13 protein-coding genes and 2 tRNA genes are annotated in these 21,705 nt (G+C 44.0%); all 15 read right to left on the reverse strand.

Going from position 1 to position 21,705, the window contains the following annotated elements; genetic code table 11:
* Window positions 1-69 precede the first annotated feature (69 nt).
* The 15 genes from F7D47_RS03445 to mutL all read right to left on the reverse strand — a co-directional run bounded on the left by F7D47_RS03445 (window position 70) and on the right by mutL (window position 21,665).
* Window positions 70-1,365 carry an MATE family efflux transporter gene (locus tag F7D47_RS03445; protein WP_153086039.1) on the reverse strand — a complete coding sequence of 432 codons (1,296 nt, stop codon included), beginning with the start codon at window positions 1,363-1,365 and terminating at the stop codon, window positions 70-72.
* A 91-nt stretch (window positions 1,366-1,456) separates the two neighbouring features.
* Entirely contained in the window at window positions 1,457-3,607 is a 2,151-nt protein-coding gene (locus tag F7D47_RS03450) for a DUF3857 domain-containing protein (RefSeq protein WP_153086040.1), read from the reverse strand.
* Between the two features lie 35 nt (window positions 3,608-3,642).
* A complete protein-coding gene (locus F7D47_RS03455; protein ID WP_194252557.1) occupies window positions 3,643-5,490 on the reverse strand; it encodes a transglutaminase domain-containing protein in 1,848 nt (615 codons plus the stop codon).
* Window positions 5,491-5,684: 194 nt separating this feature from the next.
* Window positions 5,685-6,770, reverse strand: a complete 1,086-nt coding sequence (trpS, locus tag F7D47_RS03460; RefSeq protein ID WP_117695026.1) for a tryptophan--tRNA ligase — start codon at window positions 6,768-6,770, stop codon at window positions 5,685-5,687.
* Between the two features lie 185 nt (window positions 6,771-6,955).
* A complete protein-coding gene (locus F7D47_RS03465) occupies window positions 6,956-8,101 on the reverse strand; it encodes an OmpA family protein (protein WP_153086042.1) in 1,146 nt (381 codons plus the stop codon).
* 11 nt (window positions 8,102-8,112) lie between these two features.
* A complete protein-coding gene (locus tag F7D47_RS03470; RefSeq protein WP_119229753.1) occupies window positions 8,113-8,493 on the reverse strand; it encodes a DUF1573 domain-containing protein in 381 nt (126 codons plus the stop codon).
* A complete protein-coding gene (locus F7D47_RS03475; RefSeq protein WP_153086043.1) occupies window positions 8,490-9,074 on the reverse strand; it encodes a hypothetical protein in 585 nt (194 codons plus the stop codon). The genes F7D47_RS03470 and F7D47_RS03475 overlap by 4 nt, the downstream gene beginning before the upstream one ends.
* 84 nt (window positions 9,075-9,158) lie before the next feature.
* Window positions 9,159-12,230: a PL29 family lyase N-terminal domain-containing protein gene (locus F7D47_RS03480; RefSeq protein WP_153086044.1), complete on the reverse strand. Its 3,072-nt coding sequence runs from the start codon at window positions 12,228-12,230 to the stop codon at window positions 9,159-9,161.
* A 1,219-nt stretch (window positions 12,231-13,449) separates the two neighbouring features.
* Window positions 13,450-14,877: an asparagine--tRNA ligase gene (asnS, locus tag F7D47_RS03485; RefSeq protein ID WP_153086045.1), complete on the reverse strand. Its 1,428-nt coding sequence runs from the start codon at window positions 14,875-14,877 to the stop codon at window positions 13,450-13,452.
* Between the two features lie 66 nt (window positions 14,878-14,943).
* Entirely contained in the window at window positions 14,944-16,374 is a 1,431-nt protein-coding gene (locus F7D47_RS03490; protein ID WP_022121329.1) for a pseudouridine synthase, read from the reverse strand.
* Between the two features lie 94 nt (window positions 16,375-16,468).
* Window positions 16,469-17,815, reverse strand: coding sequence for an adenylosuccinate lyase (gene purB / locus F7D47_RS03495; protein ID WP_022121328.1), 1,347 nt, complete (start codon window positions 17,813-17,815; stop codon window positions 16,469-16,471).
* Window positions 17,816-17,947: 132 nt separating this feature from the next.
* Window positions 17,948-18,022: transfer RNA gene (locus F7D47_RS03500), tRNA-Val, on the reverse strand.
* 51 nt (window positions 18,023-18,073) lie between these two features.
* Window positions 18,074-18,148: transfer RNA gene (locus F7D47_RS03505), tRNA-Val, on the reverse strand.
* 336 nt (window positions 18,149-18,484) lie between these two features.
* Window positions 18,485-19,657, reverse strand: a complete 1,173-nt coding sequence (locus F7D47_RS03510) for an OmpA family protein (protein WP_022121327.1) — start codon at window positions 19,655-19,657, stop codon at window positions 18,485-18,487.
* A gap of 151 nt (window positions 19,658-19,808) precedes the next feature.
* Window positions 19,809-21,665 (reverse strand): DNA mismatch repair endonuclease MutL, encoded by a 1,857-nt coding sequence (gene mutL / locus F7D47_RS03515; protein WP_022121326.1) that lies wholly within the window; start codon window positions 21,663-21,665, stop codon window positions 19,809-19,811.
* Window positions 21,666-21,705: the final 40 nt, after the last annotated feature.

A 21,705-nucleotide genomic window follows, 5' to 3' on the forward strand; every position in this document is an offset into this window, starting at 1 on the left:
CTATTAGGGCTTGTTAGGGACTTGCACCCATTAGAATAAGCTCATGCCGAGCATACCACAATTCGTCATTTACCGCAGTTTTTTACGGTAAATGACGAACAGTACGATTCCCCTCAACAGAAGGTAGAGAATGAAGGCCAACCACAGGGCATGATTGCCCAGGAAAGGATGCAAGCCGAAGAACAGACCGAAGAACGAAGCCGAGGCTACGGCGGTAGAACAGAGCATCGACTTAGACTGGGTGATGCCTACAAAGATGCCATCGAAGACGAATGCCGACATGCCAGACAGCGGAATCAGCACAGCCCACCAGAAATATTCGCCCGATGCAGCTATCACCTGCTTATCGCTCGTGAGCAAAGAGAGGAAATTCTCGCCACCCACTATATATAATAAGGTGAAACCTACAGCCACGACAGCTCCAAAACCCATCGTTCTTCTGACCACCTCGCGGAATGCCCCCATGTTTCGGGCTCCGTAATACTTGCCGCTCAACGCCTCTGCCGCATAGGCAAAACCATCCATAAAATAAGAGAAGATGGTAAAGAGCGTCATCAGCAGCGTATTCACAGCCAGCACGATGGTACTCTCCCTGGAACCTGCCGCCGTAAAGAAGAGGTTGACCGCCACCAGACAGAGGGTGCGGAGAAAGATATCCTTATTGAGCGAAAAAAACTGCTTCAGCGGTTCGGCAGCAAAGAGATGCCGGCGATAGTCATACTTGCTTAACCGGCGATAACAGATACGATAGAACAGACATGCCATCAGGAATCCCCACCATTGGGCAATGACTGTTCCGAGCGCCACACCTTCTACCGTCATACCGCCGACAAAGACCAGCAGCAGGGAGGCTATGATGTTCACCACATTCTGCGTCAGCGATACCATCATCGGAATGCGCGTGTTCTGCATACCGATAAACCAGCCCGTAAATCCGTAGAGTCCGAGCACTGCCGGGGCTCCCCAGATACAGACATAACAGTATCTTCGTGCCAGTTCCACGACATCCGCTTCCGGCGACATCGCCCAGAGTCCGCAGCCTATCAGCCATTTCTGGAGAACGAAGAACAGCACTCCTATTCCCACACCGATACTCAGAGAGCGCACCAGGAGCCTCAGCACCTCAGCCAGATCTCTCCTTCCCAAAGCCTGCGAAGTCATTCCGCTGGTTCCCATTCTCAGGAATCCGAAAAGCCAGTAGATGACATTGAATAGCATCGACCCCACGGCAATGGCTCCGATGTAAGCCGCATCACCGATATGCCCGACGATAGCGACATCAACCAAACCCAAAAGCGGTACCGTGATATTGGATATTATCGACGGCACCGCTAATTGCAATATTCGTTTATTCACCTTTTTCAATTCTTAAACCTCATTTAGTTTTACTGGTATATGACCTTCAAACTGTAACCACCTCTTTTAGAATTTAAAAATATACTCAATAAACTTACATTCATTTCGCTATTACCATCTGCTTATCAGCGAAAGCACTACAAGCGTCAACCAAAGCCAACAGTTTGCTCCAGTTTGAGACAGGTTCCACTCTATGAGCAAAACATTTGCGCACATACACTTTTACACTTTCATTTCCAGCGGTAGCCTTAACCGTGAATTCTCCACACTCATTAGCCACCGAAGTCTCAATCTTCTTTAATGCTTCAGCAGAGACCTTATATCCTTGCGGCAACGGAATCTCTATATTCCATTCATCAACAAACGCCATCTTGCGCCAAACATCATCGATACGCTCTCGATCCTTGCCTTCTAGTTTCAACGAACTTCCTATTAACTTACCTACCGACAACAAATAGTTATTTCCAGCGCGTTTCACCATTCCATCCATCACATAATCTACATGATAAACAAAGTTAGAACTATCTCGACGGATTCCCACGCAATCTACTCCATAGCCACCGACTTGCACAGGATCAGCATCGTGATAACTACTGATTTCAGCCTTAAACGGATCTATGGCATTTTTCCGATATTCATTGAAAGCTCCTTTTAATTCAACAGATTCCTTCTTAGTATAACAAGAGTACGGATCTTTGTCGTCGTATTTCAAATATCGCCAATAAGCTTCAAGTTGGCTTGAACCAAAAAGCGTGTTATCAGGACTCACCAAAGACTGACCGTACATTTTCTGTTCACCCGAATAAGTTACCTTCCTACTGATATCAAGTTTAGTACCATCAAGTTTAACCACCATATCATTCACCGACTTATTGTCTTCAGCTTGACTCACAGGTATCGTTATTTGTTCCTCGGAATCTTGCATATACGCCTTTCTTCCTTGATATATATAAGGTATCTCGGAAGCAACCTTAGGATAAGTCCCAGGGAAGTAGTACATATCAGTTCCCTTAAGGCGGAAGAACCAAGATGTAGAATTATAATTAATCAGTTTATCAACAGGCAATGCACCAAACGGAGTGGTAATGCCCATTTCTATTTCCACGCCCAATTTACGCAAATAATTAGCCACTGTATTAAAAGCCCTCTGAGAAGATCCACTACTAACATACTCAAAAGAATAAATACGGTCAGCTTTCTCCTCGGCAGACATCCCCTCTTTTTTGGCAGACTTGAAGACGCTCTTATACGTACTAGGAAGACCAGCAGGAGAATATCCCCCCTTAGACACATAAGATTTCAGCAATTTCCAATCGTCTTGCAGGATTGGTGTTACATCAGGATTGCCTCGAACACCTTTTTTGCGCATAGCCTTCTCTACTACTGCCACTTTAGCCTTGGTCGGGGTAATATACATCTCTATAAAAGGTGACTGCTCCAAAGAATTATACCAAATGGATGATTCTGCATCTACCGGCTTATCCATAACCATATCAAGCACTGCATTTTTGTCCTTGTCTGTGGTCTGAGTAAAATCAGGGGCACCATTCATCGTCCGATAGACGGTGGCAAGACTTTGGTCTAGCACACAGTGAACCTTGGTATAAAGGACAGGTTCGTCTTGACGAAGAACAAAATAGAAAGGATCCAGCTGTTGTTCCTGTGTATCTATTTGGTCTAGAGAAAAGACATCAATACAATCTCCCACTTCCAAACCAGGCACAGCTATCTTCTGACTCAAGTCCTTGTCATTTTTGCCTTCCTTGACATCTACATAGTCATCTAAACTTACTTCCTGTACGTTACCATTCTTCTTTATAACACGAATGCCAAGCACCGTTTGCGTTTTATGATGATATCCCCAGGTCCACTTTCTACTTTTCGTCTTGAAAGTAAACTCAGAATAATCCTTCAACGCCTTTTTGTCATTGATTTGAATTAACATACGCTCCATATCCGTACAGTCTATCTGACGAGTAAGGCGAAGATTGAGCACCAGATCAGCCGTTGCCTTACGATAATAATCCGTGCTCAACTCCCGATAATAAGATAGTATGACGGCCGAAGCATTCTTGTATCTGTCGGGAACCGTTCGTTTTTGAAAGTCAGCAGGCGTACTGCTCCAAACTTCTTGCCGCACCTTTTGCGCCAACTTCAAATAATCAGCTTTCTCGTCAGCATTCACTGACAACGTAAAGAGCTGTACCAACAGAATAGTGAAGACAACTCGGATTACTTTAATCTTTCCCATAATTCAACTTTTTGACTATGAATAATACATTTAACTCATTTTTCCTTTAATACTACTTGCTCATTACAAGCTGCTCCCCAATCACTTATAATCTTATTCCAAGCAGGGATTTCGCTTCGCGGAACACGTCTGTGGTGTATTACACACTCCTTATGCATAACAATCTGATTGCCTGTTTGAGAATAAGTGCGACAAAAATCAACCCATGCAGTATGAATCTGATAAGGTGCGGGGAGACTACTGACCTCCATTTTCTCTGGAATCAAAATCTTTACATCACGTACTTCCTTAGACCGCAAGTCTATCATGTAATCGGAAACCCGTTTGGTTGTATCCACTGGAGTCAGAAAAAGGCTCTCATCGAGATTGGCATCTAAATAAACACTACCGTCAACCAGTTGCCCAGCTCCCTTTTTCATAAAAAAAGCAGTGATATTCAAAGACTCATCCCGAGGACGATTTCCCGTCATCACTATATCCCCAATCTTATCCAATCGTTCACCAGCCCCCATCGCTGCCACCAAGGCCTTCTCTTTTTCATCTTGTGCCGTAGCGTCATTCCCCACTAGTATCCAAGACTTCATATCGCCCTTCCATTTAGAGTACAATTTTCCCTTTATATCGTAGTTTCCATCATCCCCAGATTCTAAGGTTGCCTGATATGTTATAGAAGAAAAGCAAGAATCAGCAGCCAGCTCAGGTAACTTATTCATACGAAAGCTATCTGCGTCTTCTACCAAAGCCATCCTTCCTTGTATATTGTCTGGCACATAGCCTAGAGGAACATATGGATTCGTAGCATCCAGATAATATGGCTTTCCCTGATAGAAAACCGTACATATCGCATGATCAATAGATGCAATAGAAGGATTTTCCTGCAAAGAATAAGGTACATCCCATGTCCCTATATCCGTTTGACGAGCATCAAAGCCTTGCGCCTTGAGCAAGGTTTTGAGCAAAAGAGCCATAGCCTTGCAATCACCATAACGCTTACGAATAGTTTCAGCAGGTGTTGCCGGTTGATGGGCAGAAATGCCTGCCTCAAAAGCCAAATATCTGATATTCTGCTGTACCCAGGCATAAGTATTGGCTATCTTGTCATAATCGTTTTTTGCCCCTTTCTGTATCTCTCTTAGTATTTCTTCTTGATTAGGAATAGAGCAATCCACATTAGCCAACTGATGAGACCAGACAAACATATCTTGCAGACTTTGGAATGCTCCCAACACCAAGAGATGAGGAGCACTATATCCCCAAGATGGAGAATTAGGTTCTCTCAGCTGTGCAGGTAAGGAATGAATCACATAAGTAAAAACGGAATCTCCCTCTGCATTACATGTAGTACTTTTCTCTATACCAGCAGGAAGATTATATTCTTTTATCCGAAACTGCTGGAAGGCTTTTGGCTTGATTACCTCTATCTTCTTATGCTCTACATAATTAGCTTCACACAAAGGAATAGTTGTGAAATAAATAGGATTGAGATAGGTTCGAGTAAAAGAAGCCTTCAGAGTCTTGCCAACCTTTGGAATCTGATAGCTAAAGTAGCAAATCTTGGTATCATCGTAAAAGACATTACGAGGAATGGCTGACTTGTATTGTGCATACCCCTTACACTGTGCCTTGTCCAAACGAATAAACTCTCCGTAATAAGCACATGGTTGAACTAGAGCGGAATATTGGGTTACACCATACTCATAATCCGTAGTGTTAACAACAATAGTCTTACCTGCGTCATCAGTTTTGAAGACGTATCTATCATTGCATTGCAATATATGCACATTGTCATCAGCTTTTTGAGCCGAGATGGGTTGCAAAAAAGCGAAGAGCAATACCAGCATACTATCTAAATCAGCAAGTCTGTATTGGAGCATTTTTCTCATTTTCATTATACTCTGCTTCTTTTATTTATTCTGTTTGCAAAAATAAGAAAAAAAAACGAGAACAAAGGATAAGAAAAGAAATTATTTTGTTTTTTGCGTTAAAAACATATCATAATAATATAAAAAAGACAAAAGTTACCAGCTGACGATAACTTTTGCCTTTTCACTTTATATTTCTATCTTTTACATCATCATCAAACCTTAAATTTCGCAGCCTGCTCCTCAATATAGGCAGCATCGCTGAAATAGTCGATACGCATAGCCTTGCGAACCTCATCCATGGTCTGGGCTGCAAACTCGCGGGCATCCTCGCTACCCTTCTTCAGGATGTTGAATACCTCAGGAATATCCTGCTCAAACTCATGACGGCGGGCACGGATTGGGTCGAGCATCTTGTTGATGACGCTGTTCAGGAACTTCTTGCAGGTGCCGTCTCCGATACCACCCTTCACATACTGCTCCTTCAACTCATCCAAAGTCTTGAACTCAGGCCAGAATTCAGCGAAGTCCTCTGGTGTAGAGAATGCCTCGAGATAGGTGAACACGGCATTGCCCTCCAGATGTCCAGGCTCTTCCATGCTCATACGTGGCTCACCGTTAGACATCTTCTTCACCTTCTTCCAAACGGTCTTCTCATCATCGCTCATGTAGATGCAGTTGCCGAGACTCTTACTCATCTTCTCCTTACCGTCAGTTCCTGGAAGACGACGGCAGCAGGCAATCTCTGGAAGCAGAATCTCCGGCTCTACCAATACAGGTGCATAAGTCTGGTTGAAGCGGCGAACCAACTCGCGGGTTACCTCCAGCATAGGCTCCTGGTCCTCACCGGCAGGCACGGTTGTAGCCTTGAAAGCGGTGATGTCGGCAGCCTGACTCACAGGATAGCAGAAGAAACCGAGCGGAATGTTTGCCTCGAAGTTACGCATCTTGATCTCAGTCTTCACGGTTGGGTTACGCTGAACACGAGATACGCTGATGAGGTTCATCAGATAGGTAGTCAACTCAGCCAACTCAGGAATCATACTCTGGATATAGAGTGTACACTTCTGTGGGTCGAGGCCCGCAGAGAGATAGTCAAGAGCCACCTCTGTAATGTTCTGTCGAATCTTCTCAGGATTGTCGGCATTATCAGTCAAAGCCTGAACATCTGCCATGAAAACGAACATTCTGTCGAAGTCGCCAGCGTTCTGAAGTTGTACTCGGCGCTGCAGAGAGCCGATGTAATGACCCAGGTGAAGTTTACCTGTAGGACGGTCGCCCGTCAATATAATCTTTCCCATTTTCTTGCAATTTATTATTATTTTTGTGCAAAGGTACAACAAAATATTGAGAAACTGCAAGAAATGGTGAAAAAATAACAAAATGAGCAGGAGAAGGAAGGGATATCTGAAAGAAAAACGGGGCACCCTGAGGATGCCCCGCCACCAATTAAAATAATTGATTGTCGCATTATAAACTTACCGTACTACTTAGCGATCATGATCGTTACACGGTTCTCTGCGTTTTCTGCAAAAGGCTGCACACGTGCACCCTTAGATTCTTCTGTAATGCGCTCTGAAGGTATATTATATTTCTTTGTCAGCATCCAAACCACAGCTGCTGCTCGCTTGGCAGCGATGCGGTCGTTGATGACGTCATTGCCTGTACCCTTGTCAGCATAGCCGGTTACTACAACCTTTGCCTCTGTGTTCTTGTTCAGGAAGTCAACCACCTCACGGATCTTAGCATCCTCAGAAGGAGCAATCTTGTAAGAATTGATGGTGAAGAAGATGTCACGGCGAATCTCCTCTATCTTCTTCTCTACAGGAGCTGGCTTAGGCTCTGGCTTAGGAGCTACATATTCCTGCTTAGGAGCTGGTGCCGGAGCAGGTTCCTCTACCGGCTTAGCCTTCTTGGTATAGCTCTTGCCCAGGTTGATGCGTACACCTGCCAGTGCATTGAAGTACCAGTCAGGGTTATCTGCCTTCTTAGAGTTGTACTTGTCTGAAATCATGTTGGCATTGCCTTCGAGCATGATGCTCACAGCCTTGCTTACCTTGAATTCCAGGTCGATACCGGCTCTGCCGTAAGGGCGAACCTTCTTTCCCTGCCAGAGATATTCCAGCAGATAGTTGCTCTGATTCTTGATGTTGGCAGCCAGGTCGTTTACCTCCTGGTTAGCTCCAGCCCAGTTGATACCACCACCTACGAAGGCTGTAGCGCTGAACACGCGGTTCGGGTTCCAGCCACAGAAGAGGTTAGAGAGGTTGAACATAAAGTCCACACCCGGAGCTACATATTTCCATTTGTAGCTGGCGGTATACGGAGTACCGTCCTTGGTAGCCTTGTATCCGTTCCATCCGCCCTTGCTCCAGATACCGTTTATCTGACCACGGAGTCCGAAAACAGGAGAGAACTGGTAGCCGATGGCACCCTGGAAGTTAGGAGAAAGCAGGTCTGAGAAGCTTGCCTCACCCACAGTATATTGCCCACCAGCCTGAACATCCAGAAACCAGTGACGCTTAAACTGATATTCGTTTCCATCCTTGTCTGTGTAGGATGCTTGCGCCATAGCGGCTGTAGAGCCGATGGCGAGCATGGCCGTTGCCATGAGCAGTTTAATTGATTTCATAATCTTGATAATTATTTAGTTATACCTTCAATTACCAGTCTGACAAGTCCATTACTGGCTGTTGACCTGATGTCAACCGTCTTACGGAAATGTCCAGTACCGTAATTCCTTCCATTATAATAAATAGTCACATATCCTGTTTTACCTGGCATGATGGGACTTTTTGTATAAGTAGCAGTTGTGCAATTACAGGTAACTTCAGCTGCACTAATGCTAATAGGAGCATTTCCAGTATTCTTGAATGGGAAGACACATTTTCTGATTGTACTTTTCTGAAAAGTACCAAAGTTGAATGAAGTTTTACCAAATGCTATGGTCCCTTCTTTGTCTTTAGCTTGTAACTGGCAACATGTGACGATAAGTGAAATAATAATCAGAACTAATCTTTTCATTTTTTACCTTGAGAGCGTTTCTTGTCTCTCATTTCTTTGTTGTATAGATTTTGCATGGAATCTTTCTGCTCTGGGGTGATGATGGTCTTATCACCACGACGGCTATCAACCATGCACAGCCTCCATTTACCCAGATGGTCTATTGGCTTGAAATAAAAGGCTGTCTTGATTTCAGGAACATTATCATGTGCTTCCATAATAAGAGCAGTGCATTTCACTTCGTTATTATAAACCTCTTTAAACTTGATGTAGTCAATGGTATGACTCTTGATAGGAAGTGCAGACAACATGTTCTTTATACTTGCCATCTCTTCGTTGCTCAGAGGCTGTGGTTCTTCGTATACAGAATCAACATTGTTTTTATACAACATGCCTGCAGCAGAACCATAATCACCTGCTTCTGCATATTGGAAGAATGTATTAACAAGTTGAGTAACCTCAACAGAATCTTTATTGGTTAAGTTTTGTTCAAAACCAGTAAGCCCATTGTCCTTTTTAGGTTTGTCAGAACAACCAGCAAATGCTATCAACAGAAGGGCGCATAAAAAAGCCCAAACGATTCCATTTAATTTCTTAACCATAATCTATCCCTTATTTAAAAGGGCAGGCATGCCGTACAGTCATGCCTGCCCTCATTTCAATATTTACTTAGTAAAAACTAAATCTTACTTTCTCTTTGCACCACCGATCTGAGTCTTCTCGACAGTTACAACAACCTCAGTCTTCAACTCACCCCAATCGTAAGTTACGGTTGCAGGAATCTTAACCTGGAATGTACCAACTGTACTACCATTGTTGCTATAAGTAATAGTACCGAAGTCCTCAGCAGCAATCTGAGCCTCTGTTGGAGCAACATAGGCAAGCTTGATCTTGCTTGTCAACTCACTCAACTTGTCATTCCAATTATTGTTCAAGTTGGTCTTAGCATTTGGAATGTCAAGAGCGATACTCTTAACACCATAGTAAGTGAAGTAGTTAGCTGTAGGAACGCGAGTACCTGTGAAATTGTAACCACGCCAATCTACGAATGTAAGCTTCAATGGAGCAGTAGTTGTTACACCATCAACGAACTTAGCAGTAGCATCTGTAATACTGATAGGGCGGATGAACTTAACATCAAATTCCTTATTGTCAACAGGAACATCGATGTTGCCGCACATTGTAGCTACAACCTTAACTCTTGCTGTAAGAACCTTATCCAAAGTGTTAACTTCACCAGTCTTAGGAGCATAAGCATTCAACTTCTCCTTAGCTGCATCGCTACAGCCCTTCATTGAAACGACACCAGTTGTCTTGTTCAATGTAGCAACCAAATTAGCGAGAAGCGGATCAGTAAAGATCTTGTCGCCAGCAGCATTTGCATAGAGACCATGACCAGTAACGAACTCATAAGTAAGAACCAACTTAGAGTTGAGACCGGCATAAGGGGCTTTCATTTCATTGACAGCAAGCTTATTGCCCTTCAATGTATTGCTGATATTGAATACGAACTCGTCGTTAGCAGCAGCAGTTTCAGCACCATTCTTCAAATTATCAGTAGAGCCAACTGCCTCTACGTTACCATGGATCTCTGCGAAACCAGAATTAGCATCCAACTTATTTGCACCATACCAGTAAGAAACAAGCTTACTACCATTATCAAATGCAGTGCTTGGAGTCAAATTGATAGCAGATGGAGTCCAAGTGAACTTAACATAAACGTACTTGTCAGCGCTGTTTACATAATCTGGCTTAGCTACGCTTGTTGCATCTGTCTTCTTGGTGAAACGTATGTAAGTTGTAAGGCTAGTCTTACCTGACTTGAATGCAGCATAAGCCTTCTGATTATTAACAGCCCACTTAAGAACCTCTGTTTCTGTACCATTCACGTCCTGAGTTGTATGTTGAACAACACCAATCTTATTAACAGGAAGCAATGCAGTTGCGTTCAATTCAGCCTTATCAAACTGATCAAGATCTAATGCATCGCCTTCATAGTCGTAAGTTGTCTCAAACTGAGTCTTAGACAAAGACAACTGAGCGATAATCTGCTCCTCGATATCGAACCACTTCAAATCCTGCTTCATGACGTTGTCATCATCACAATCGATGGTATAAGGAGTAGTTACAGTTGCCATAGGGAATACCTGCTGCTGATCCTGAGTATCCTTATCAGTAATCTTGAACTTCAGGTAACCTACGCTAGCAATCTTATTGTTAACGGTATCGGTCAAGATAACACGTACCAGTGGCTCACGGTTCATAGTAGCCGGATTCTGCAATTTGTTTGCCTCTGCTGCAGAATAGCCATAAGGCTGCTGCTTACCACCTTCAGGCATCTGGGCACGCATTGTGTAACCATCGGCAGCAATAGCTGCATGAGCACTCTGCGATGTTTCATTTATACCCTTGTGATAACCAACCAGTTCGAATGAATACTTAAAGCCAGCCTGTTTTACAAGGTCTTCCTTAGCATTCTTGTCCCAACCTTGACAGGTTCCTCCCTGATATACACGATCGGTATTAATCAACTCACGAAGGTCAATACCCTTATCGTCATTATATTTGAGATTAGCCTGTGCAGGATTATTAATAGCCCTCGCTGCTGTAGCATACAAGTGATTGCAAGCATGAGGATCACTAGCCAAGTTCAACTGCAAATCTGTGTATGCTGTAGCTCTAACTGCAGCGAAATCAGATGTAACAGTGCCGTTAACACCCTTATACTGCAATGCAAGAACAGTAACCTGATTATCAGCAGCAAGACTCTTAACTGCATCACCATTGTACTTAGTGTGAACGGTTACCATACCCCTCTTAGACAAGTCAACCTTCTCTACTCTGAAGTCACGCTTTGGTTCAGTACCACGAGTAACATACTTCTTATCAGTTGAAATGAAGCTGAACAGCTCAGCCTTATCCTCTACCTTAGCATTAGCTGGGTTCAGGAAATAAGAAGCAGTCATATCAGGAGCATAGTTGAAGAATTCAGGTGCTGTTGTAGGAGCATCTGTCTTATAATTTCCATCTGGATCAACTTTCTCGACTGTCTTTGGCTTGAACTTGTAAGTAGCCATTTCGAAAGCTTCGATACCCTCATAATAGTACTCTGGACTGAATACGAGAGCCTTCAAATCAGTAGTAAGGTTAATTACGATCTGCTCACCAGCTTCATTCTTAACGCCATTCAATGTCAGGACATCCTTAGACCAAGTTGCGGTAATGATACCAGAAGCAAGATAAGAAACACCTGAATCATATGCATCCTTATCACCATCGCCATAAACGAAGAATGTACCGGTTTGTGGATTTGGAACATAGTACTTACCATTCTTACCAGCTGTGCCTGCAGCTCCGGCAGCACCATCAGTACCAACAGCCTTCCAATCTGTCTTTTTTTCATTCTTGTACCAGAAGCCATCGTCACCGATCTTCCAAATGTCAGCATCCTTACCTGGAGTACCAGGAACGCCAGCAGCGCCATCAGCACCTTTGGCTCCGTCCTTACCATTTGTGATAGTGTAAATAGCACCATTACTCAAGGTAAGCTTAACACCATTTTCTACAGGGTTAACACCTGTCAGGACTGCACCATTGTCAATTTGACCCTGGATCTTACTTACCATCTCATTCAACTTGTCAATCTGAGACTGCAAGCTGCTGATGTCATCGTCGTAATCTTTACAAGAAGTAAATGTGCTTACCGAGGCAATTGTCAATGCACCCATAAGCAGCGCGCTAAAATACTTTCTTTTCATACGGTAATAATTTATAAAGTTATACGATTTTCCTAGCCTTTCGGCAGGAAGTTATTAATTAATTCTCTATATCGAATTAAGAGTTCCGTTTGATGAAAAGAGTCTGCACTCTTAGAAAAGTTCTTTTTTTCAGTTTCAAAGGTCCTCTTAGAAAAGTTATTTTATTGTTCTTATATATCGTGTGGCTTTTTATCGCCACTCAGTTCTTATTGTTCTTAAATATTGTAGCTTTTTATCGCCACTCAGTTCTTATTGTTTTTACCATATCTCCAGCCGGGAGATTTTTCATGTTGCAAATATAAGTATATTTTTCGAAACTTGCAAGTTTTTGAGCATTTTTTTTCAAAAAAAGGCTATTTTTCTTATGTTTTTTATAAAATAGCCCCCATATTGGGCTTCTAACCAGTCCATTTTCCCTGTTTTTCTCCATTTTGCCGATATAAAACCTACACCTTATTATATATAGGGGAGATTGGCGGTCCTACACCTTATTATATATAGGGACCATCTAGATACGAATGTATGAGTAAATCGTATTACACCAAGCTGTCTCATCTGATAACTCAAGTGCTTCGTTCAGCTAACTGAGCTACTTCGTTCAGCCAACGCAGCCATATTATTCAGCCAACGAAATTGACTCTTCCACCCAACGAAGTCGAATCTTTAACCCAACGAAATCGAATCTTCCGCCCAGCGCAGTCGTATCTTTAACCCAACGCAGCCATATCTATCGACGCAATGAAACATATGAACTTGTTAAATGACGTACATGATTTCATCTGCTTACTTAAACTGGCTGGAGTCCCTACACCTTATCATATATACTGGCATTGATGTGAATATCGGAAAAGTATCAATGACGATGTGATAGACAGATACAACGATTTGCTTATCGAAGCTATCAGTATATGAGAGGGAGGGAGAGTTATTCCGCCAACGATGCAGGAGAAATTACGTCACGATGCAGTGACAGCTACGTCGTGACGCAGTTTCAGAAGCATCCTACCCATTATTAAGTAAGGCTCTTTTGAAGTTCGAAAGAGCCTTTTTTGAATCTAAAGTAAGCCTCACTTCCATTTTTGGTGATAAAAAGACGAAAAAAGGGGCCATATTGAACGCAAAAGCCCTTGTTTTGTTCAGTCGATACACCAAGCGTTCCAATGAATAGAACAATGAAGCCTGTTTCGAAGGGAATCGAAACAGGCTTCATTTATTTATTCTAGAATTCTGCGTTCTTTGGTGTACGTGGGAATGGGATCACGTCGCGGATATTCTGCATACCGGTTACGAAGAGAATCAGACGCTCGAAACCGAGACCGAAACCTGCGTGTGGGCATGAACCATACTTACGGGTATCGAGATACCAGTTCATATCCTTCATAGGGATGTTGCGATCCTCAATCTCACCCATCAGCTTGTCATAGCTCTCCTCACGGACAGAACCACCGATAATCTCACCAATCTGTGGGAACAGTACGTCGGTACCCTGAACGGTCTGACCGCTCTTGCCGCCGAAACCACTCTCCCCCTCGTCTATCTTCATATAGAATGCCTTAATAGCCTTAGGATAGTTGGTCATGATAACCGGGCGCTTGAAGTGCTCCTCTACGAGGAAACGCTCATGCTCTGAAGCCAGGTCATCACCCCACTCGCATGGGAACTCAAACTTCTTACCGTTGGCAATAGCCTCCTGAAGGATGCGGATACCCTCGGTATATGGAAGATGAACGAAGTCGGAATTCAATACGCCTTCCAGACGGGCAATCAGACCCTTGTCAATCATCTTGTTCAAGAAAGCAAGATCGTCCTTGCAATGCTCCAGTGCCCAACGAATACAATACTTGATGAAGTCTTCCTCCAACTCCATCAAACCATCCATATCCAGGAAAGCAACCTCTGGCTCTACCATCCAGAACTCAGCCAGGTGGCGAGGAGTATTACTGTTCTCTGCACGGAAGGTTGGACCGAAGGTATAGATGGCGCCAAGTGCTGTAGCACCGAGCTCACCCTCCAACTGACCGGAAACGGTCAGGGAAGTCTGCTTGCCGAAGAAATCATCAGAATAGTCAATCTTGCCATCCTCGGTCTTCTTCAGGTTGTAGAGATTCTTGGTAGTTACCTGGAACATCTGACCAGCACCCTCGCAGTCGCTGGCTGTGATGAGCGGAGTATTGAAATAGAAATATCCATGCTCATGGAAGTAAGTGTGGATAGCCATTGCCATGTTATGGCGGATACGCATCACGGCACCAAAGGTATTGGTACGAAGACGGAGGTGAGCATACTGACGCATGTATTCGAAGCTCTGTCCCTTCTTCTGCATAGGATAGTCGCTGCCGCAGAGACCGTAAATCTCGATGCTCTCGCACTGGATTTCAACACTCTGTCCGGCACCCTGGCTTTCTACCAGCGTACCTACGGCGCTGATACAAGCACCGGTAGTAATCTGACGGAGCTGATTCTCATCGACCTTTGATGGGTCGACTACTATCTGAATATTATTAATAGTAGAACCATCGTTAAGAGCGATAAAATCGACTGCTTTGCTACTACGATGGGTACGAACCCATCCCTTGACATTCACGATTGAGCCGTAGGCTGTACTCTTGAGCAAGTCTACAACTTTAGTTCTTTTTACTTTTTCCATTGTTAATTAATAGGTTAAAAAGGAGACTAAACAGATAGTCTCCTTTCTTATTATATCTTATTATCCTTATTCAAAAGCACCCATGCGGAGCATGTCAACCTCCTTCTCAGTAAGGAAGCGCCAGTCACCGCGACGGAGATTTTTCTTAGTCAAACCTGCGAACTGTACACGGTCGAGCTTGGTAACACGATAGCCGAGGCTCTCGAAGATACGGCGCACGATACGGTTCTTGCCACTATGAATCTCGATGCCAACCTGTGCCTTGTCGCGATCATCAGCATACTCTACAGCATCTGCCTTGATCTCACCATCTTCCAAGGTGATACCCTCACGGATCTGATCCATATCGTGAGCAGTCAGGTTCTTATCGAGATGAACGTGATAAACCTTCTTCTTCAGGAACTTAGGGTGAGTAAGCTTAGAAGCCAGGTCACCATCGTTGGTCAAGAGAAGTACACCTGTTGTATTACGGTCGAGACGACCTACAGGATAGATACGCTCAGGACAAACATCCTTTACGAGGTCCATCACAGTCTTGCGCTGCTGAGGATCATCGCTGGTTGTAACATAATCCTTTGGTTTGTTGAGCAATACGTATACCTTCTTCTCCAAAGTTACAGGAGCGTCGTGGAACTTCACCTCATCGGTACGAAGAATCTTGGTACCCAACTCGGTAACTACCTCACCATTGACAGTTACCAGACCAGCCTGGATGAACTCATCAGCCTCACGGCGAGAGCATACACCAGCATTGGCGAGGAACTTGTTCAAGCGCAATGGCTCTGTTGGGTCGATGTTCTCCTCCTTATATTCGATACGCTTCTTCATGCTATACTTAGCATTTGGATCGTAACCAGGAGTGTGCTGACGGAAACCGCCACCACGGTTGTTGCCATAGCCACCACCCTGTGGACGGCCATAACCGCCACGGTTGTTGCCATAACCACCCTGCTGAGGACGACCATAGCCGCCACCACGGTTGTTGCCATAGCCGCCACCCTGTGGACGACCATAACCACCACGGTTGTTGCCATAACCACCCTGCTGAGAACGAGACTGGTAGCCTCCCTGCTGGCGTGGCTGATAGCCACCCTGCTGACGAGGCTGATAACCACCCTGCTCATCATTATTGTTGTAACGAGGACGATAGCCACCCTGCTGAGGACGAGACTGATAGCCTCCCTGCTGACGTGGCTGGTAGCCACCACGGTTGCTGTTACCATAACCACCACGGCTCTGATAGCTGCTGCGCTGTGGACGCTCGCTGCTGCCTGTACTCTGCAAGCCAGCACCGAAACCTTCAGGACGGAAACCGCCTTCGCTGTTACTGCTACTTCTGTCGCTGCTGTATGCGCGATGTGAATTGATACGAGGACGCTGTGTGCGACCTACTGGTCGATAACTCTTCTGATAACCACCTGCTGGGTTGTAGCCCTCACGGGTTCTCTCATTCTCAGAAGACTGATCTTGAGGTTTGTTTTCAAATTCTGAATCCATTTTCTTAAAATACTTAATAGCCTCACGGCTGGGTTAATAAATCTAATTTTTACTTATATATATGTACTAAAACTACAAAATTCCTTTGTGTATATTAGATACCTGTATAATTGCTTGGTGTGATTGCCATCAGTTCTGCCTTAACACTATCACTCACATTCAATCCCTGGATAAACTCATGAATAGTTTCCTCAGTCATGTGCTGGTTGGTACGTGTCAACGCCTTCAATGCCTCGTAAGGATGTGGATATGCCTCACGGCGAAGGATAGTCTGGATAGCCTCAGCTACAACTGCCCATGTATTATTCAAATCTTCCTGCAGTTTTTCCTCGTGAAGAATCAGTTTACGCAAGCCCTTCAATGTACTCTGGATAGCAATGACGCTATGACCGAGAGGCACACCGATGTTACGGAGTACGGTACTGTCAGTAAGGTCGCGCTGCAAGCGGCTAACCGGAAGTTTCTGTGCCAGGAACTGAAGAATGGCATTGGCTATGCCCAGGTTACCTTCACTGTTCTCATAATCGATAGGATTCACCTTGTGAGGCATCGCACTTGAGCCAACCTCACCTGCCTTGATCTTCTGCTTGAAGTAATCCATAGAGATATACATCCAGAAGTCACGGTCTAAGTCGATGATAATGGTGTTGATACGACGGATGGCGTCAAAGATAGCGCCAAGGTAGTCATAGTTACTGATCTGTGTGGTATACTGCTCGCGTTCCAAACCGAGTTTCTCACTGACAAACTTGTTACCGAATGCTTTCCAGTCATACTGTGGATAAGCTACATGGTGAGCATTGTAGTTACCGGTAGCACCACCGAACTTAGCTGTAATCTTGCAAGCCTTGAGCGAATTAAGCTGCTCGGTAAGACGGTAAACATAAACCATGATTTCCTTGCCCAGGCGGGTAGGTGAAGCAGGCTGTCCGTGAGTCTTAGCCAGCATAGGCACATCCTTCCATTCATCAGCATAAGTCTGGAGCTGTGCAATCAGCTCTTCAACCTGCGGATAGAAGCACTCTTCCAAAGCCTCCTTTACAGAGAGAGGTACACTTGTGTTGTTGATATCCTGAGATGTCAAACCGAAATGGATAAATTCCTTGTAAGCATCCAAGCCTCCGATCTTATCGAATTCTTCCTTGATAAAATACTCTACAGCCTTTACATCGTGATTGGTAATCTTCTCGATGTCTTTTACGCGCTGTGCTTCATTTTCGTCAAAATTACGATAAATGTCACGCAGACGTTCGAACAGCGACTTGTCGAAAGAAGCAAGCTGTGGCAAAGGTAACTCGCATAGAGTAATGAAGTATTCAATCTCTACGCGTACACGATAACGAATGAGAGCATACTCTGAGAAGTAGTTAGCGAGCTGCTCTGTTTTTCCCCTATAACGACCATCAATTGGTGATATGGCAGTCAATAAATCTAAATTCATAACAATACGTATTATATATATAGGGTGCAAAATTAATGAATTATCGTGAGAAAACAGAGAAAATAGTGATAAATAAATTTAAAAGCATAAAAAAAAGGTCTCTCAACATTTGTTGAAAGACCTTCACCATTGTGGGCGTTGACGGATTCGAACCGCCGACCCTCTGCTTGTAAGGCAGATGCTCTAAACCAGCTGAGCTAAACGCCCTCTAAAAAAAGTCCCTGCAACCACAAAAGTGAATCACAGGGAACACCCCCGTGGGCGCTGACGGATTCGAACCGCCGACCCTCTGCTTGTAAGGCAGATGCTCTAAACCAGCTGAGCTAAGCGCCCTTACTTTTCGTAAGCGGTTGCAAAGGTACGACTATTTTTTGGTTCCACCAAATTTTTCAGCAACTTTTTTCGTTTTTTCTTCAAAAAAGTGCATTTTCTGGTGTTTTTCCTCAATTTTCAGGGTAGAAACGGTCAGTTTTTGCATTTCAATTGCCAAAAACAGCCAACCAAGAGAAAGTACTTACGATGGGACAGCCAAACCTCTTTCAACCCCAAAAGGTACTTATTGAGAAAGAAAAGTTCTTTTTAAGAAATTCAAAGAAACAAAAAAGGCATTCTTCACGAGGAAGAATGCCCTATTCTATTTTTATACCTTATATTATATATACTGTATAATTACTCACCAACCTGAACAGTTGCACGACGGTTGTAAGAAGCAGGAGTCAAATCCTTAACACCACCGTTAGCCTTAACTACGATGTTCTCCTTAGCAACACCCAACTTAACGAGCTCATCAGCTACCTTCTCAGCACGAGCCTTAGAAATCTTCTGGTTAACAGCTGCAGAACCAGTAGCGCTGTCAGCATAACCGTTAACTACCAACTTAGCGTTGTTGTCCTTAGCATACTGAGCGAGAGCCTGTACGTTTACGAGATCCTTCTTAGAAGCAACCTTAGACTTGCCGATGTTGAAGAATACAGAAACTGGAGTAGCAACATACTCCTTAACTGCCTTTTCCTCTACAGACTTCTGATTGTTCAAGAGATTCTTCAAACGGTCGTTCTCTGCATTAGCATCGTTCAACTTAGCATTGAGAGCGTCGAGTTCTGACTGATGAAGAGCGTTGATAGCGTCAACATCTGGAACCTTGTTCCAAGTAGCCTTACCCAAGTTGTATGTAACACCGACCTCAACATTCAAAGAACGGTCGTGTCTTGCAATCACGTTGTCGATAGAGCGAGATGTGCTAGGCTTAGCACCTGCCAATACACCTGTGTAACCATCATAGTCGCTAGCACCTAATGCATAGTTTACATCGAGGTTGACAGCCCACTTCTTATTGATCTTGAACTCGTTCAAGATACCAACACCAACTACAGGAGCATAGCAGTTAGCGCTCATGTTACGGTTAATACCAAAACCTGCGTAAGGGATGCAATCCCAAACACGAGCCTCGTTGTAACCACACAACATATTGCTAACATTGAACAAAACCTGCTCATTCAAAGTCCAATACTTATTTGCATTTGTTGACTTATTCTCAGAAACTACTGTACGGCCCCAAACGCCATTTAACTTGGTACGGAGACCGAGACCTGGTGTGAACCACTTACCTACAGCAACAGAGAAACCGAGATTGTTTCTGAAACCCTTGAGTGGGCTCTTAGAGAAACCATTGCCCTCTTCCTGGTTGCCCCAGAATGCAGAACCAGCAACGTTTGCCTGAACAAACCAATTGCTCCAGAAAGAATTTGTTGCAACGCTATACTTCTCAGTAGTTGCTGCATCCTGAGCCATACTGCCCATTGTTACGCTAGCCAATGCTAGCACTGCTAATAACTTTTTCATAACTTTATAATTTAAAAATCAATTTATATATATATATACCTTCTGAATGACGGAGCAAAGATAATACTATTTTTTGAAATAACCTTCATTTTCTAAAAAAAATAGCATTTTTCGTTAACTTTTTTAAGAAAAACGGGATTTTTCCTCGCTTTTAACCTAAAAGATGCTCAATTTCCTGCTGACGGAGGATACAAAGTACCGACTTTCCGTCGGGCGTATAATTGACATTCTGGCAGGCAAAAAGATCATTCACCAGCCCCTCCATCTCTTCATTACTCAATATCTGCCCCTGAGGTATTGCAGCCTGGCGAGCCAGACTCAAAGCCAAAGTCTGATTGATTTCATCAATGGCTGATACGCCCTTTTCTACTGCAGAAGAAACCATGTCCTGTACCAGTTTAAGAGGATTCAATCCTTCCAGTCCGCCAGGAACTGAATTTACGGCATAGCTTCCGCCTCCAAGATCTTCCAGTTCAAAGCCCATCGATTCCATTTCAGGCAGGATCTTTTCAAAGATTACCTTCTCAGACATCGGGAACTGCACAACCTCAGGAAAGAGGACTTTCTGTGAATGAAAGGTCCGGTCAGCCAACTGGCGCAAATACTGTTCGAACAAGACACGCACATGGGCACGATGCTGGTCGATAATCATCAATCCCGATTTTACCGCAGTCATGATATACTTGCCTTTATACTGATAATGGGCTGGCGATTTCTCTGCAATGATACTGTCTGGCGTATTATCCTGACTAGAATCATCGGAAAACACCATGGTCTGCTCCATCCCCTGCACATCATCCTGATCTTTGAGTCCTTCATAAAGCTGTTCCCATTTTTCATCCACCTGAGGCTTTGACTTAGGAACAGAGAAGCCTGCTCCCGTGGAAGAGGAAGACTTGAACGGATTATAACCAGGATTCAAACTGATCTTCGGTGCCGCAGCAGCCGTACTCATCTCTGGATTATAAACAGGGATGTCCGGTTTATCCTCGGTATCGAAATCAATGGTAGGTACATCATTGAACATACCGATGGACTCCTTGACCGAAGCCGAGAGGATTTGCCAGATAGCCTGCTCATTCTCGAATTTGATTTCAGTCTTCGTAGGATGGATATTCACATCAATATCCTTCGGATCTACATCAAAATACAGAAAGTAAGGCACCTGTTCACCCTGAGGAACCAGACGGTCATAAGCTGCCATCACAGCCTTATTGAAATAAGGATGTTTCATGTATCTCCCGTTGACAAAGAAGAACTGATGCACACCTTTCTTTCTGGCAGATTCCGGTTTGCCCACAAATCCAGACACCTTACACATAGTGGTTTCTACATTTACCGGCAGGAGTTCCTGATTGAAACGCTTGCCGAAGACATCGAGAATGCGCTGACGCAAATTAGCGGCACGCAAATTGAATACTTCGGTACCATTGCTATGTAAAGTAAAGGTGATTTGAGGATTTACCAATGCAATCCGCTCGAAAGCCGTCAGAATATTGTTCAACTCTGTAGAATTGGACTTCAGGAACTTTCTTCGCGCGGGTACATTATAAAAGATATTGCTGACAGAGAAGATGCTTCCCACAGCACAGGAGCATGGCTCCTGTTTCTCATATCGGGAACCAGAAATCTGTATCAGGGTTCCTATCTCGTCGGTAGCCTGTCGTGACTTCAGTTCTACCTGAGCCACAGCAGCTATTGACGCCAAAGCTTCGCCACGGAAGCCCATGGTGCGAAGAGCAAACAAATCATCAGCCTTGCGGATTTTGGACGTAGAATGACGTTCGAAAGCCAAACGAGCATCTGTTTCAGACATACCTTTTCCATCATCTATCACCTGGATGTTGGTACGGCCAGCATCGGTAACTGTGACATGGATATTCCTGGCACCCGCATCGACTGCATTTTCGACCAGCTCCTTGATAACTGAAGCCGGACGCTGTATAACCTCACCTGCTGCTATCTGATTGGCAACAGAATCGGGTAAAAGTTGAATAATATCACTCATCTCTAAATATTAATCATATAAGAAAATGATGCTTCATTAT

Source organism: Segatella copri (genome assembly GCF_009494835.1).
GTDB classification, from domain to species: Bacteria; Bacteroidota; Bacteroidia; order Bacteroidales; family Bacteroidaceae; genus Prevotella; species Prevotella copri_F.

Coding starts and splice junctions, on each gene's coding strand:
- F7D47_RS03450 (WP_153086040.1), bottom strand. CDS start 3,607: ATGGGAAAGATTAAAGTAATCCGAGTTGTCTTCACTATTCTGTTGGTA.
- F7D47_RS03455 (WP_194252557.1), bottom strand. CDS start 5,490: ATGAGAAAAATGCTCCAATACAGACTTGCTGATTTAGATAGTATGCTG.
- trpS (WP_117695026.1), bottom strand. CDS start 6,770: ATGGGAAAGATTATATTGACGGGCGACCGTCCTACAGGTAAACTTCAC.
- F7D47_RS03465 (WP_153086042.1), bottom strand. CDS start 8,101: ATGAAATCAATTAAACTGCTCATGGCAACGGCCATGCTCGCCATCGGC.
- F7D47_RS03470 (WP_119229753.1), bottom strand. CDS start 8,493: ATGAAAAGATTAGTTCTGATTATTATTTCACTTATCGTCACATGTTGC.
- F7D47_RS03475 (WP_153086043.1), bottom strand. CDS start 9,074: ATGGTTAAGAAATTAAATGGAATCGTTTGGGCTTTTTTATGCGCCCTT.
- F7D47_RS03480 (WP_153086044.1), bottom strand. CDS start 12,230: ATGAAAAGAAAGTATTTTAGCGCGCTGCTTATGGGTGCATTGACAATT.
- asnS (WP_153086045.1), bottom strand. CDS start 14,877: ATGGAAAAAGTAAAAAGAACTAAAGTTGTAGACTTGCTCAAGAGTACA.
- F7D47_RS03490 (WP_022121329.1), bottom strand. CDS start 16,374: ATGGATTCAGAATTTGAAAACAAACCTCAAGATCAGTCTTCTGAGAAT.
- purB (WP_022121328.1), bottom strand. CDS start 17,815: ATGAATTTAGATTTATTGACTGCCATATCACCAATTGATGGTCGTTAT.
- F7D47_RS03510 (WP_022121327.1), bottom strand. CDS start 19,657: ATGAAAAAGTTATTAGCAGTGCTAGCATTGGCTAGCGTAACAATGGGC.
- mutL (WP_022121326.1), bottom strand. CDS start 21,665: ATGAGTGATATTATTCAACTTTTACCCGATTCTGTTGCCAATCAGATA.